The sequence below is a fragment of the Nocardioides sp. Z40_12 genome (genome assembly GCF_058215795.1).
Genome location: NZ_JBZAJA010000002.1, coordinates 574675 through 588004 on the forward strand (window position 1 = coordinate 574675; position 13330 = coordinate 588004).

Genomic DNA, 13330 nt, shown 5'->3' on the forward strand with positions numbered 1-13330 from the left:
ACCCCAGATCCGTGGTCGACATCTCCAGCAAGGCCCGCCAGGCGGGCGACCGTGCCGAGGACAGCCCCTGGCTCGACGTGCTCATCCGCGTCGGGCTCGTGGCCTACGGCATCACGCACCTGCTCATCGCCTGGGTGGCGCTCCAGCTCGCCTGGGGCGGCTCCTCCTCGGAGAAGGCCTCCAGCCAGGGGGCCTTCCGGCAGCTGACCTCCAGCGGCCTCGGCACCGCGGTGCTGTGGGGCGTCGCGATCGGCCTGGTGCTGCTGGTGCTGTGGCGTCTCCTGGAGGCCGCCTTCGGTCACGAGGACGAGGACGGTGCCGAGCGCTGGCTCAAGGCCGGGGGCTCCCTGCTCAAGGCGGCCCTCTACGGTGCCCTGGCGTTCACCGCCTTCCGCACGCTGCTCGGCAGCGGCGGAGGCGGCGGGAAGCCGCTGACTGCACAGGTGATGTCCTGGCCCGCGGGCCAGTGGCTGGTCGTCCTCGCCGGGCTCTGCGTCGTCGGCTACGGCGGGTGGCAGGTCTACCGGGGGGTGTCGCAGAAGTTCCTCGACCACCTCGACCAGTCCGGGCGGATGGGCGAGGTGGGCCGGGCCTACCGCTGGTTCGGCACCGCGGGCTACGTCGCCAAGGGCGTCTCGATCGGCCTGGTCGGGATCCTGGTCACCCACGCCGGCTGGACCCACGAGGGCAAGGACCAAGGACTCGACGACGCGCTGGCGGAGGTGCTCGAACAGCCGTTCGGCCCCTGGCTGCTGAGCGTGATCGCGCTCGGCATCGCCTGCTACGGCCTCTTCTGCTTCGTCCGCGCCCGGCACCTCGACCGCTGAGCACGACCGCCGGCTGTTAGCATCCGGCCTGAACGACATCCTTTAACGAGCCGTCCCGTGAGGCGGAGAAGGAGGTCCAGGCCACCTATGCCTGCCCCCGCACCAGGCCGCACCGTCCTCGACGGGCGAGACATCGCCCGGGCGATGACCCGCATCTCCCACGAGATCCTCGAGCGCAACAAGGGCGCGAACGATCTCATCCTGCTCGGGCTGCACACCCGCGGTGTGCCGCTGGCCCACCGGATCGCCGACGGCATCGCCGCCGTCGAAGGCACGCCGGTCGCCGTGGGCGAGCTCGACGTGACGATGTACCGCGACGACCTCCGCTCCCAGCCGACCCGGCGCGCGCACAAGACGCAGCTGCCGGCCGGGGGCATCGACGGCAAGGTGGTCGTGCTCGTCGACGACGTCCTCTTCTCCGGTCGCACCATCCGCGCGGCGCTCGACGCGCTCGCCGACCTCGGCCGACCCGCCGCGGTGCGGCTCGCCGTACTGGTCGACCGCGGGCACCGTGAGCTGCCGATCCGCGCCGACCACGTCGGCAAGAACCTGCCCAGTGCTCGCTCCGAGCGGGTCAGCGTGCGACTGGCCGAGACCGACGGGACCGACGAGGTGACCATCTCGTGAAGCACCTGCTCTCCATCGACGACGTCTCCGTCGACCAGATCGAGGCGATCTTCGAGACCGCGGCCGAGATGCACGACGTGCAGCACCGCGAGGTCAAGAAGCTGCCCGCGCTGCGCGGCCGGACGGTCGTCAACATGTTCTTCGAGGACTCCACCCGCACCCGCTCCTCCTTCGAGATCGCAGGCAAGTGGCTCTCCGCCGACGTCATCAACATCAGCGGGAAGGGCTCCAGCGCCTCCAAGGGCGAGAGCCTGCGCGACACGGTGCTGACGGTCTGCGCCATGGGTGTCGACGGCCTCGTCATCCGGCACCCGGCCAGCGGCGCCGCGCACCAGGTGAGCCAGTGGGTCGACGCGGTGGTCGTCAACGCCGGGGACGGCATGCACGAGCACCCCACGCAGGCCCTGCTCGACGCCTACACCCTGCAGCGCCGGCTGGGCTCCCTGGAGGGCCGCCACGTCGTGCTGGTCGGCGACCTGACCCACAGCCGGGTCTTCCGCTCCAACGTGCTGTGCCTGACCAAGCTCGGGGCCCGGGTGACGGTCGTGGCGCCGCCGACCCTGATGCCCTCGGGCATCGAGGCCTGGTCGCGCGCGGCCGGCTTCGAGACCTCCTACGACCTGGACGCCGTGCTGCCCACCGCCGACGCGGTGATGATGCTGCGGGTCCAGCGCGAGCGGATGTCGGGGGCCTTCTTCCCGAGCGCCCGCGAGTACACGGTCGGCTACGGGCTCACCCGCAACCGGCTCGCGCTGCTGCGGCCCGACGTGCCCATCTGCCACCCCGGCCCGATGAACCGCGGGCTCGAGATCGCGGCCGACGCCGCCGACGCCGCTCAGTCGGTCGTCCTGGAGCAGGTCTCCAGCGGCCTGGCCGTGCGGATGTCCGTGCTCTACCACCTGCTCGCCGGAGAGGAAGACTGATGGCGCTCGTGATCAAGGGGGCCTCGCTGCTCGGCGAGACCCCGGCCGACCTGCTCGTCGTCGACGGGGTGATCGCCGAGGTCGGCACCGTCGACCACGCCGGCCACGAGGTGCTGGACGCCGACGGGCTGGTGGCACTGCCCGGTCTGGTCGACCTCCACACCCACCTGCGCGAGCCGGGCCGCGAGGACGCCGAGACCATCCTGACCGGCTCGCAGGCCGCAGCACTGGGCGGCTACACCGCGGTGCTGGCCATGGCCAACACCTCGCCGGTCACCGACACCGCCGAGGCGGCCCTGCGGGTCTGGGAGCTGGGCCGGGAGGCCGGTCTCGTCGACGTCCAGCCGGTCGGCGCGGTCACCCGCGGGCTGGCGGGCGAGGAGCTGGCCGAGCTCGGCCTGATGGCCCGTTCGAAGGCCCGGGTCCGGGTCTTCTCCGACGACGGGAAGTGCGTGCACGACGCCCGCGTCATGCGTCGCGCCCTGGAGTACGTCAAGGCCTTCGGCGGCGTGGTCTCCCAGCACTCCCAGGACCCGACGCTCGCCGGGCCCACCGCCTGCTGCCACGAGGGCGAGCTCTCGGGGCGGCTCGGGCTCGCCGGCTGGCCGGGCATCGCCGAGGAGGTGATCGTGGCCCGCGACGTCATGCTCGCCCGGCACACCGGGTCACGGGTCCACGTCGCCCACGTCTCCACCGCAGGCTCGGTGGAGGTGATCCGCTGGGCGAAGGCCCAGGGGATCGGCGTCACCGCGGAGGTGACCCCGCACCACCTGCTGCTGACCACCGACCTGCTGACCGGCTACGACCCGACCTACAAGGTGAACCCGCCCCTGCGCCCCCAGGAGGACGTGGAGGCGCTGCGGGCCGGCCTGCTCGACGGCACCATCGACGCCGTGGCCACCGACCACGCCCCGCACGCGCGCCACGACAAGGAGCACGCCTTCGTCGACGCCGCCTTCGGGATGCTGGGCCTGGAGACCGCTCTCGGCGTGGTCCGCACCGCCCTGCCGGAGCTGTCGTGGGGCGACGTGGCGCGGGTGATGTCGAGCAACCCCGCCGCGATCGCCGGCCTGGAGTCGCAGGGCCGGCCGCTGGCGGCCGGCGCCCCCGGGCACGTCGTCCTCGTCGACCCGGCTGCGGTGGTCACGGTCGACCGCGACTCCTCCGCCTCGCTGTCGCGCAACAACCCCTGGCACGGCCGGGAGCTGGCGTCGCGGGTGGTGCACACGGTCTACGCAGGCCGGGTGACCGTGCGCGACGGGGCACTGGCCGGCTGAGAGCCGCGGCGGCCGTCGCCCAGCCCGCTTGGGGCCACTAGCCTCTCCGGTCATGGAGAACCACCGCTCGGGGCTCGGCTGATGGGCCGGGCACAGCTGCTGCACACGGTGCTGGACGCGGTCGAGACCAGGCGCAGCTGCTGCACACGGTGCTGGACGCGGTCGAGACCAGGCGCGAGGCCGAGTTCTGGCGAGCGCTGCTGGGGCTGGGGGCGGAGCTGCTGCTGGACAGGTCGGCCGACGAGGAGGAGCCGCTCTACGTCCTCGCGGATCCAGCCGGCCATCCGTTCTGCCTCTTCGTGGCCTGAGAACAGGCCGGCCCCCGGTCTCCCACGGACTCCCGGAGCATCGGGACTCAGGTGACCTCAAGGGCCCCCGGTCAATCCAGGCGTCGGGCGCACGGGCAGCCAGTCCGTCGTCTCGCCGTCTCGTTCCCGACCCGTCGCGCCGCGCGGGGTCGTCGACCCGGTTGCCCACGTGGCGGTGCCGGTCACGGGGCCCGGGTCCTGCGCTGATAGGGTCACCGGACGTTCGAACATCCTTTAACGGTCCGTCCTGTGAGGCGGAGAAGGAGGTGCGGCATGGCTCTGCCTGCCCCTGCGCTCATGGTCCTCGAGGACGGGCGCACCTTTCGCGGTGAGTCCCTCGGTGCCGAGGGCGAGACCTTCGGTGAGATCGTCTTCTCGACCGGCATGTCCGGCTACCAGGAGACGCTGACCGACCCCAGCTACCACCGGCAGGTCGTCGTGATGACGGCCCCCCACGTCGGCAACACCGGGATGAACGACGAGGACCCGGAGTCCCGCCGCATCTGGGTCGCCGGCTACGTCGTCCGCGACCCGGCGCGCATCCCGTCCAACTGGCGCAGCGTGCGCACCCTCGACGACGAGCTCCGGGCGCAGGGAGTGGTCGGCATCTCCGGTGTCGACACGCGGGCACTCACCCGCCACATCCGTGAGCGCGGTGCGATGCGGGTGGGCATCTCCACCACCGAGACCGACCCCGAGCGGCTCCTCGTCCGGGTCCGCGAGACCGGGGAGATGACGGGCGCCAACCTGAGCGCTGCCGTCTCCACGCCGGAGGCCTACGTGGTGCCGGCGGTGGGGGAGAAGCGGTTCACCGTGGCCGCCCTCGACCTCGGCATCAAGGCCAACACCCCGCGGATGATGAGCGAGCGCGGCATCGAGGTGCACGTGCTCCCGGCGACCGCCACGCTGGCCGAGGTCAACGCCGTCGCGCCCGACGGCCTCTTCTTCTCCAACGGCCCCGGCGACCCGGCGGCCACCACCGACCAGATCGAGCTCCTCCAGGGCGCCCTCGCCCAGGAGCTGCCGTACTTCGGCATCTGCTTCGGCAACCAGCTCTTCGGCCGGGCCCTCGGCTTCGACACCTACAAGCTCACCTACGGCCACCGGGGCATCAACCAGCCCGTGATGGACCGCACCACCGGCAAGGTCGAGGTGACCGCGCACAACCACGGGTTCGCCGTCGACGCTCCGCTCACCGGCCCGACCACGACGCCCTACGGCGAGGCGAGCGTCTCCCACGTGTGCCTCAACGACGACGTGGTGGAAGGTCTCGAGCTCCGCGACCCGGACGGGTCGCTCAAGAGCTTCTCCGTCCAGTACCACCCGGAGGCCGCGGCCGGCCCGCACGACGCGGCCTACCTCTTCGACCGTTTCTGCGACCTCATGGAGGCGAGGGCCTGATGCCCAAGCGCGAGGACATCAAGTCCGTCCTGGTGATCGGCTCCGGGCCCATCATCATTGGCCAGGCCTGCGAGTTCGACTACTCCGGCACCCAGGCCTGCCGGGTGCTCAAGGAGGAGGGCCTGCGGGTCGTCCTGGTCAACTCCAACCCGGCGACGATCATGACCGACCCGGAGTTCGCCGACGCCACCTACATCGAGCCGATCACCCCCGAGTACGTGGAGAAGGTGATCGCCAAGGAGCGCCCCGACGCCTTGCTCGCCACCCTCGGCGGGCAGACCGCGCTCAACTGCGCGATGCAGCTCGACGCGGCCGGGGTGCTGGAGAAGTACGACGTCGAGCTGATCGGCGCCAGCATCGAGGCGATCAACCGCGGCGAGAACCGCGAGACGTTCAAGAAGATCGTCGAGGAGCTGGGCGGTGAGTCCGCCCGCTCGGTGGTCTGCCACACGATCGACGACCTCCTGGCCGGCGCCGACGAGCTCGGCTACCCGCTGGTGGTCCGCCCCTCCTTCACCATGGGCGGGACCGGCTCCGGCTTCGCCTACGACGAGGCCGACCTGCGCCGCATCGGCGGCGCCGGACTGGCGGCCTCCCCGACCACCGAGGTGCTCCTGGAGGAGTCGATCCTCGGCTGGAAGGAGTACGAGCTCGAGGTCATGCGCGACACGGCCGACAACGTGGTGATCATCTGCTCGATCGAGAACCTCGACCCGATGGGCGTGCACACCGGCGACTCGATCACCGTGGCGCCCGCGCTGACGCTGACCGACCGCGAGTACCAGAAGATGCGCGACATGGCGATCGGCATCATCCGCTCGGTCGGCGTCGACACCGGCGGCTGCAACATCCAGTACGCCGTCAACCCGGCCGACGGCCGGCTGATCGTGATCGAGATGAACCCCCGCGTCTCGCGCTCCAGCGCGCTGGCCTCCAAGGCGACCGGCTTCCCGATCGCCAAGATCGCGGCCAAGGTGGCCATCGGCTACACCCTGGACGAGATCCCCAACGACATCACCACCCGCCCTGACGGGCAGAGCACCCCGGCGGCCTTCGAGCCGACGCTGGACTACGTCGTGGTGAAGGTGCCGCGGTTCGCGTTCGAGAAGTTCCCCGGCGCCGACCAGACCCTGACCACGCACATGAAGAGCGTCGGCGAGGCGATGGCGATCGGCCGCAACTTCACCGAGTCGCTCCAGAAGGCGCTGCGCAGCCTGGAGAGCAAGCAGGCGATCTTCGACTTCGCCGCACCCGCCGGCGACGTCGAGGCGCTGCTGGAGAAGTCCCGGGTGCCCACCGACGGGCGGCTGCGCACCGTGATGGACGCCATCCTGGCCGGGGCCACCCCCGAGCAGGTCTTCGAGCACACCCGGATCGACCCGTGGTTCGTCGACCAGCTCTTCCTGCTCCGCGAGGTCGCCGAGCGGGTCGGCGCCGCCGACCAGCTCGACGAGGCCACGCTGCGGCTGGCCAAGCGGCACGGCTTCAGTGACGCCCAGGTCGCCGGCATCCGCCAGATGACCGAGGAGGAGGTCCGGGCGGTCCGGCACGCGATCGGGCTGCGCCCCGTCTACAAGACCGTCGACACCTGCGCTGCGGAGTTCGCGGCGGCCACGCCGTACCACTACTCCTCCTACGACGAGGAGACCGAGGTCGCCCCGCGCGAGCGGCCGGCGGTGATCATCCTCGGGTCCGGTCCCAACCGGATCGGCCAGGGCATCGAGTTCGACTACTCCTGCGTGCACGCCTCCCTCGCGCTCAGCGAGGTCGGCTACGAGACCGTGATGGTCAACTGCAACCCCGAGACCGTCTCCACCGACTACGACACCTCCGACCGGCTCTACTTCGAGCCGCTCACCCTGGAGGACGTGCTGGAGATCGTCCACGCCGAGCAGCAGGCCGGCCCCGTGGTCGGCGTCGTCTGCCAGCTCGGCGGCCAGACCCCGCTGGGCCTGGCCCAGGGGCTGGCCGACGCGGGGGTGCCGATCGTCGGCACCGCCCCCGAGGCGATCCACCTCGCCGAGGAGCGCGGGGCGTTCGGTCAGGTGCTGGCCGACGCCGGGCTCCCGGCACCGCGCTTCGGGATGGCGACCTCCTACGAGGACGCCAAGGAGATCGCCGAGGGGATCGGCTACCCGGTCCTGGTCCGGCCCTCCTACGTCCTGGGCGGCCGCGGCATGGAGATCGTCTACGACGACCCCTCCCTGCGCGGCTACATCGAGCGGGCCACCGAGATCAGCCCGGAGCACCCGGTGCTGGTCGACCGCTTCATCGACGACGCGGTCGAGATCGACGTCGACGCCCTCTTCGACGGTGAGGAGCTCTTCCTCGGCGGCGTGATGGAGCACATCGAGGAGGCCGGGATCCACTCCGGCGACTCCTCGTGCGCCCTGCCGCCGATCACCCTCGGCACCTACGAGATCAAGCGGATCCGGCGGGCCACCGAGGCCATCGCCCGGGGCGTCGGGGTGCGCGGCCTGCTCAACATCCAGTTCGCCCTCAGCTCCGACGTGCTCTACGTGCTGGAGGCGAACCCGCGGGCCTCGCGGACGGTCCCGTTCGTCTCCAAGGCGACCGCGACGCCACTGGCCAAGGCCGCCGCCCGGGTGATGCTGGGCGAGTCGATCGCCGACCTGAGGGCCGCCGGCGTCCTGCCGGCCACCGGGGACGGCGGGACGCTGCCGGCCGACGCGCCCATCGCCGTCAAGGAGGCGGTCCTGCCCTTCAACCGGTTCCGCACCGCCGAGGGCGCCCACGTCGACACGGTGCTGGGCCCGGAGATGAAGTCGACGGGCGAGGTGATGGGCTTCGACAGCGACTTCGGCAAGGCCTTCGCCAAGTCCCAGACCGCGGCCTACGGCTCGCTCCCGCTCTCGGGCCGGGTCTTCGTCTCGGTGGCCAACCGGGACAAGCGCAACATGATCTTCCCGATCAAGGTGCTGGCCGAGAAGGGCTACGAGATCCTCGCCACCCAGGGCACCGCCGAGGTGCTGCGGCGCAACGGCGTCGCGGTCACCACCGTGCGCAAGCACCACGAGGGCGACGGCCCCGAGGGTCAGCCCACCACGGTCAAGATGATCCGCGACGGGCAGATCGACCTGGTCATCAACACCCCGTACTCCACCGGCAAGACCGGGCGAACGGACGGCTACGAGATCCGCACCGCCGCCGTGCTGGCCAACATCCCCTGCATCACCACGGTGCAGGGGCTGGGGGCGGCCGTGCAGGGGATCGAGGCGCTGCACCGCGGAGACATCGGGGTGCGCAGCCTGCAGGAGTGGAACGCCGCCGCCGGGCGGCCCTGATGTACGACCAGCTGTTCGACCGGGTGCTGACCAGGATCGACCCGGAGCGCGCCCACGAGGCGGCGTTCCGGGCGATCCTGGCCGGCGGCCCGGTGGCCGGGAGGGTGCTGGCCCGAGGGGTCCCCGACTCGCTGGCCGTGGAGGCGATGGGGATCCGCTTCCCCCACCCGCTGGGCCTGGCGGCCGGCTTCGACAAGGACGGCCGGGGGATCGACGCCCTGGCCGGGCTCGGGTTCGGGCACGTGGAGATCGGCACGGTGACCGGGGAGCCCCAGCCGGGCAACCCCCGGCCCCGGCTCTTCCGGCTCCCCGCCGACCGGGCGGTCGTCAACCGGATGGGCTTCAACAACGAGGGTGCCGCCGCGGTCGCGGCGCGGCTCGCCCGCCGGGCCGCGCGGCTCGCGGGAAACGAGACCTCCGGCGCCGGGGGCGTGGTCCTCGGGGTCAACATCGGCAAGACCAAGGTGGTGCCGGAGGACGAGGCGATCACCGACTACCGCAAGAGCGCCGGCCTGCTGGCGCCCTACGCCGACTACCTGGTCGTCAACGTCTCCTCGCCCAACACCCCGGGCCTGCGCGACCTGCAGGCCGTGGAGCGGCTGGAGCCGCTGCTGCGGGCGGTGCGCCGGCGCGCCGACGAGGTGGTGACCGCTCGACGGGTCCCGCTCCTGGTCAAGATCGCACCCGACCTCAGCGACGAGGACGTCGCGGCGGTCGCGGACCTCGCCCTCGCCGTGGAGCTGGACGGCATCATCGCCACCAACACCACCATCGCCCGCGAGGGCCTGACCACCCCGGCCGCCGAGGTCGAGGAGATCGGGGCGGGCGGGCTCTCGGGGGCACCGTTGCGCGAGCGCGCCCTGGCGGTGACCCGGCTGCTGCGCGAGCGCGTGGGCCCCGAGCTCACCCTGATCGGGGTCGGCGGGATCACCACCGTCGACGACGCGCGCGCCCGGCTGGCGGCCGGCGCGACGCTCCTGCAGGGCTACACGGCCTTCGTCTACGAGGGACCGATGTGGCCGCGACGACTGGTCCGCGGCCTGGCGAAGGGCTGACCCGGTGCCGGTGCACGTGACCGCGGAGGTGCTCGCCAACAAGCGTGCCGGAGCCCACCGGGTCCTCTCCCTCGCCGCCCCCGGCGTGGCCCAGGGCTTCCGGCCCGGGATGTTCGTCGCGGTCTCCCTGGGGGAGGGACGGCTGGCCCGGCGCCAGCTGTGGATCCACCGGGTGCGTGAGAGCGGCACCCACGGCGCCACCCTCGACGTGGTGGTCGAGCCGCACGGAGTCGGCGGCACCTGGCTCTCGCAGCTGCGACCGGGCTCGCGGGTGCCGGTGACGGGGCCGCTGGGCCGGCCCTTCGCGCTGCCCCGCGAGCCGGTGGCCTGCCTGCTCGTCGGGGAGGGCGTGGCTGCCGCGCCGCTCTTCACCCTGGCCGAGCGGCTCCGCGAGCGTGAGTGCCCGGTCAGCATGCTGGTCGCCGCCCAGGACGAGGCGCACCTGCTCTCGGCCCTGGAGGCGCGGCGGCTGGCCAGGTCGGTGACGGTGGTGACGGCCGACGGGTCCGTCGGGACCAGGGGCCGACCGGAGTCGGTGGTGCGCGAGGTGCTGGCCGGCACCGACGCGGGCGTCGTCTACGCCTCCGGCAGCCCCCTGCTGCTCCGGGCGGTGGCCGAGGTCGCCGCGGACCGGCAGATCTCCGCGCAGGTGGCCCTGACCCCGCCGATGCCCTGCGCCACCGGGCTGTGCGGCTCCTGCCAGGTGGCGGTGCAGGACGCGGCGGGGGAGACGCACTGGGCCCGGGCCTGCGTCGACGGGCCCGCGATGCGCGCCGACCGCGTCTGCTGGGACCGTCTCGAGACCCACGGAGGAGGAAGGTGAGCCGGCTTCGGCTGGGCGCGCCGGTGATGGTCGCGGCGGGGTGCGGGGGGACCGGCCGCGAGCTGGCGCCGTACGTCGAGCTCGACGGCCTCGCCTTCGTCACCCGCAGCCTCACCCTCGACGCCCGCGACGGCGGGCCCGGCCCGCTGCTGGAGGAGACGCCCAGCGGTCTCGTGCACCGCCTCGGGACCCGCAACCCGGGCATGTCCAGGTTCCTGGCCGAGGAGCTGCCCTGGCTGGTCCGCGCCGGGGTGCGGGTCTACGTGTCGCTGGTGGGCTCGTCGCTGGGGGAGTACGCCGAGCTGGCGCGGCGGGCGGCGAAGGCACCGGGACTCGCGGGGGTGGAGATCAACATCTCGGTGCCCGACCCGGCCGGCACCGGTCTCTTCGACGCCCGCGAGCCCTTCCACGCCGGCTCCGTCGTCAGCGCCGTGCGCCGGGAGGTGCCGCGTGACCTCCCGGTGCTGGCCAAGCTGCGCACCGACGTCTCCCGGGTGGTGGAGACGAGCCGCGCCGTCGCCGAGGCCGGAGCCACCGCGGTGGTGCTGGGCAACTCGCTGCCCGCGGCCCTCCAGGACGGCCGGCCGGGGGGTCTGGGTGGGCCGGCCGTGCGCCCCGTGGCCCTGCGCTGCGTCCGCGAGGTGAGCGCGGCGCTGCCCGATGTGCCGGTGATCGGGGTGGGCGGGATCAGTGACGCCGACGACGTGCGCCGTTTCCGGTCCGCCGGCGCCGTGGCCGTGCAGGTCGGCACCGCGCTGCTGCACGACCCCACCTGCCTGGCACGCACCCTGGCCGACCTGCGCGAGACCCCATGACCCACGACGGAGGAGAGACCATGACCGAGCCGTTCGGCAGCCGCCTGCACGAGGCCGTACGGGCCCGAGGGCGCCTCTGCGTCGGGATCGACCCGCACGCCGGCCTGATGGCCGACTGGGGCCTGTCCGACGACGTCGCGGGGCTCGAGCGGTTCGCCCTCACCGCGGTGGCGGCCCTCGCCCCGGTGGTGTCGGTGGTCAAGCCGCAGAGCGCGTTCTTCGAGCGCTTCGGCAGCCGCGGCGTCGCCGTCCTCGAGCGGGTCCTCCGGGAGTCCCGCGAGGCCGGCGCGCTGGTGCTGCTGGACGTGAAGCGCGGAGACATCGGCTCCACCAGCCAGGCCTACGCCGACGCCTACCTCGACCCCGCCTCGCCGCTGGCGGCGGACGCCATCACCGCCAGCCCCTTCCTGGGGTTCGGCTCGCTGGAGCCGATGGTGCAGACGGCCCGCCGGCACGGGGCCGGCCTCTTCGTGCTGGCCCTGACCTCCAACAAGGAGGGGGCCGAGGTGCAGCAGGCGCGGGCCGGGGACACGACCGTGGCCGGGGGCGTGCTCGAGCACCTGCGGGAGCTCAACCGCGACGTCACCCCGCTCGGCGACTTCGGAGCCGTGGTGGGGGCGACCCTGGACCGCCCGGCGGAGTCCCTGGACATCAACGGACCGCTGCTGGCGCCCGGCTTCGGGGTCCAGGGCGGGACGGTCGCGGACCTGCGGCGGATCTTCGGCGCCGCGGCCCCCCGGGTGCTCCCCAGCACCTCGCGCGGCGTCCTGGGTGCGGGCCCCGACCCGGTGCGACTGCGTGACGCGGCGCGACGCGGCAACGACGACGTCGCGGCCCTGGGCGGGTGAGCCGCTCCCGGGGTGTGGGTTGTCGCACGTCGACGGGCCCCTCCCCGACCCCTGCGATTGCCGCCCCGACGGCGACGTGGCTAGATTGACGTGATCGGTGCGCCCGCGGTCCCACCACCGCGGCCACGCCTGAGGACCGCTCCCGCGACTCCGCCCGACTTCCCTACGACGACGAGGACCGACACGTGGCCCTGCCCCCGCTCACCCCCGAACAGCGCCAGGCGGCGCTCGACAAGGCCGCCGCCTCCCGTAGGGAGCGGGCCGAGGTGAAGAACCGCCTCAAGAACTCGGGTGCCTCGATCATCGAGGTCATCCGTGAGGGGCAGGAGAACGAGGTCGTCGGCAAGATGCGCGTCGTCGACCTGCTCCAGGCGATGCCGGGACTGGGCAAGGTGCGGGCCCGTCAGCTGATGGAGCGGCTCGGCATCGCCGAGAGCCGTCGTGTGCGAGGCCTCGGCACCAAGCAGGTGGCGGCCCTCGAGCGCGAGTTCGCCACCGAGGAATGAGCGCGTCCATGCAGGTGGCCCCCGACGAGGCCGGCTCCTCGGGGGTGCGTCGTTCCCGCCTGGTGGTGCTGGCCGGTCCCACCGCCGTCGGCAAGGGGACGGTGGCCGCCGCCGTCCGCGAGTTCCACCCGGAGGTGTGGATCTCGGTCTCCGCGACGACCCGGGCACCGCGCCCCGGCGAGATCGACGGTGTGCACTACCACTTCGTCTCCGACGCCGAGTTCGACCGGATGGTCGAGGACCACGAGCTCCTGGAGTGGGCCACGGTGCACCGCACGGCGCGCTACGGGACGCCGCGAGGACCGGTCGACGAGGCGCTGGCCGCGGGGAGGCCCGCGATGCTGGAGATCGACCTGCAGGGTGCCCGCCAGGTGCGCCGGTCGATGCCCGAGGCGCTCTTCGTCTTCCTCAAGCCCCCGTCGTGGGACGAGCTGGTGCGTCGCCTGGTCGGTCGCGGCACCGAGACCGAGGCCGAACGGGAGCGCAGGCTGACCACCGCACGCGAGGAACTGGCCGCCGAGAGTGAGTTCGACGTCACCATCGTCAACCGGGAAGTTCACGAGGCGGTGGAGGAGTTGGTAACGTTGATGGGGCTCGGTCCCGAGTCCTGATCTT

At 72.8% G+C, this 13330-nt stretch carries 13 protein-coding genes; all 13 read left to right on the forward strand.

Annotation, left to right across the window (positions count from 1 at the left end):
- Window positions 1-11 precede the first annotated feature (11 nt).
- The 13 genes from AC4BG9_RS05950 to gmk all read left to right on the forward strand — a co-directional run bounded on the left by AC4BG9_RS05950 (window position 12) and on the right by gmk (window position 13326).
- Entirely contained in the window at window positions 12-827 is an 816-nt protein-coding gene (locus AC4BG9_RS05950) for a DUF1206 domain-containing protein (RefSeq protein ID WP_490570154.1), read from the forward strand.
- An 87-nt stretch (window positions 828-914) separates the two neighbouring features.
- Window positions 915-1454, forward strand: a complete 540-nt coding sequence (pyrR, locus tag AC4BG9_RS05955) for a bifunctional pyr operon transcriptional regulator/uracil phosphoribosyltransferase PyrR (protein WP_490570155.1) — start codon at window positions 915-917, stop codon at window positions 1452-1454.
- Window positions 1451-2377, forward strand: a complete 927-nt coding sequence (locus AC4BG9_RS05960; protein WP_490570156.1) for an aspartate carbamoyltransferase catalytic subunit — start codon at window positions 1451-1453, stop codon at window positions 2375-2377. The genes pyrR and AC4BG9_RS05960 overlap by 4 nt, the downstream gene beginning before the upstream one ends.
- Window positions 2377-3654 (forward strand): dihydroorotase, encoded by a 1278-nt coding sequence (locus tag AC4BG9_RS05965; RefSeq protein ID WP_490570157.1) that lies wholly within the window; start codon window positions 2377-2379, stop codon window positions 3652-3654. Before AC4BG9_RS05960 ends, AC4BG9_RS05965 begins: the two co-directional genes overlap by 1 nt.
- A 149-nt stretch (window positions 3655-3803) precedes the next feature.
- The gene (locus AC4BG9_RS05970) at window positions 3804-3962 is read left to right on the forward strand and encodes a VOC family protein (RefSeq protein WP_490570158.1); all 159 of its coding nucleotides are present in this window, start codon (window positions 3804-3806) and stop codon (window positions 3960-3962) included.
- A 273-nt stretch (window positions 3963-4235) separates the two neighbouring features.
- Entirely contained in the window at window positions 4236-5363 is a 1128-nt protein-coding gene (carA, locus tag AC4BG9_RS05975; RefSeq protein ID WP_490570159.1) for a glutamine-hydrolyzing carbamoyl-phosphate synthase small subunit, read from the forward strand.
- The gene (gene carB, locus AC4BG9_RS05980; protein WP_490570160.1) at window positions 5363-8668 is read left to right on the forward strand and encodes a carbamoyl-phosphate synthase large subunit; all 3306 of its coding nucleotides are present in this window, start codon (window positions 5363-5365) and stop codon (window positions 8666-8668) included. The genes carA and carB overlap by 1 nt, the downstream gene beginning before the upstream one ends.
- Window positions 8641-9723, forward strand: a complete 1083-nt coding sequence (locus AC4BG9_RS05985; RefSeq protein ID WP_490570161.1) for a quinone-dependent dihydroorotate dehydrogenase — start codon at window positions 8641-8643, stop codon at window positions 9721-9723. The genes carB and AC4BG9_RS05985 overlap by 28 nt, the downstream gene beginning before the upstream one ends.
- Window positions 9724-9727: 4 nt before the next feature.
- Window positions 9728-10546 (forward strand): iron-sulfur cluster-binding protein, encoded by an 819-nt coding sequence (locus AC4BG9_RS05990; protein ID WP_490570162.1) that lies wholly within the window; start codon window positions 9728-9730, stop codon window positions 10544-10546.
- The gene (locus AC4BG9_RS05995; protein WP_490570163.1) at window positions 10543-11361 is read left to right on the forward strand and encodes a tRNA-dihydrouridine synthase; all 819 of its coding nucleotides are present in this window, start codon (window positions 10543-10545) and stop codon (window positions 11359-11361) included. Before AC4BG9_RS05990 ends, AC4BG9_RS05995 begins: the two co-directional genes overlap by 4 nt.
- Before the next feature lie 20 nt (window positions 11362-11381).
- Window positions 11382-12209: an orotidine-5'-phosphate decarboxylase gene (gene pyrF, locus AC4BG9_RS06000; protein ID WP_490570164.1), complete on the forward strand. Its 828-nt coding sequence runs from the start codon at window positions 11382-11384 to the stop codon at window positions 12207-12209.
- Window positions 12210-12394: 185 nt separating this feature from the next.
- The gene (gene mihF / locus AC4BG9_RS06005; RefSeq protein WP_490570165.1) at window positions 12395-12715 is read left to right on the forward strand and encodes an integration host factor, actinobacterial type; all 321 of its coding nucleotides are present in this window, start codon (window positions 12395-12397) and stop codon (window positions 12713-12715) included.
- Entirely contained in the window at window positions 12712-13326 is a 615-nt protein-coding gene (gene gmk / locus AC4BG9_RS06010) for a guanylate kinase (protein ID WP_490570166.1), read from the forward strand. Before mihF ends, gmk begins: the two co-directional genes overlap by 4 nt.
- Window positions 13327-13330 lie beyond the last annotated feature (4 nt).

What these genes read in the sequence shown, in the direction of transcription:
- carA (WP_490570159.1), top strand. Translation starts at nt 4,236, where the DNA reads ATGGCTCTGCCTGCCCCTGCGCTCATGGTCCTCGAGGACGGGCGCACC.
- gmk (WP_490570166.1), top strand. Translation starts at nt 12,712, where the DNA reads ATGAGCGCGTCCATGCAGGTGGCCCCCGACGAGGCCGGCTCCTCGGGG.
- AC4BG9_RS05965 (WP_490570157.1), top strand. Translation starts at nt 2,377, where the DNA reads ATGGCGCTCGTGATCAAGGGGGCCTCGCTGCTCGGCGAGACCCCGGCC.
- carB (WP_490570160.1), top strand. Translation starts at nt 5,363, where the DNA reads ATGCCCAAGCGCGAGGACATCAAGTCCGTCCTGGTGATCGGCTCCGGG.
- pyrR (WP_490570155.1), top strand. Translation starts at nt 915, where the DNA reads ATGCCTGCCCCCGCACCAGGCCGCACCGTCCTCGACGGGCGAGACATC.
- pyrF (WP_490570164.1), top strand. Translation starts at nt 11,382, where the DNA reads ATGACCGAGCCGTTCGGCAGCCGCCTGCACGAGGCCGTACGGGCCCGA.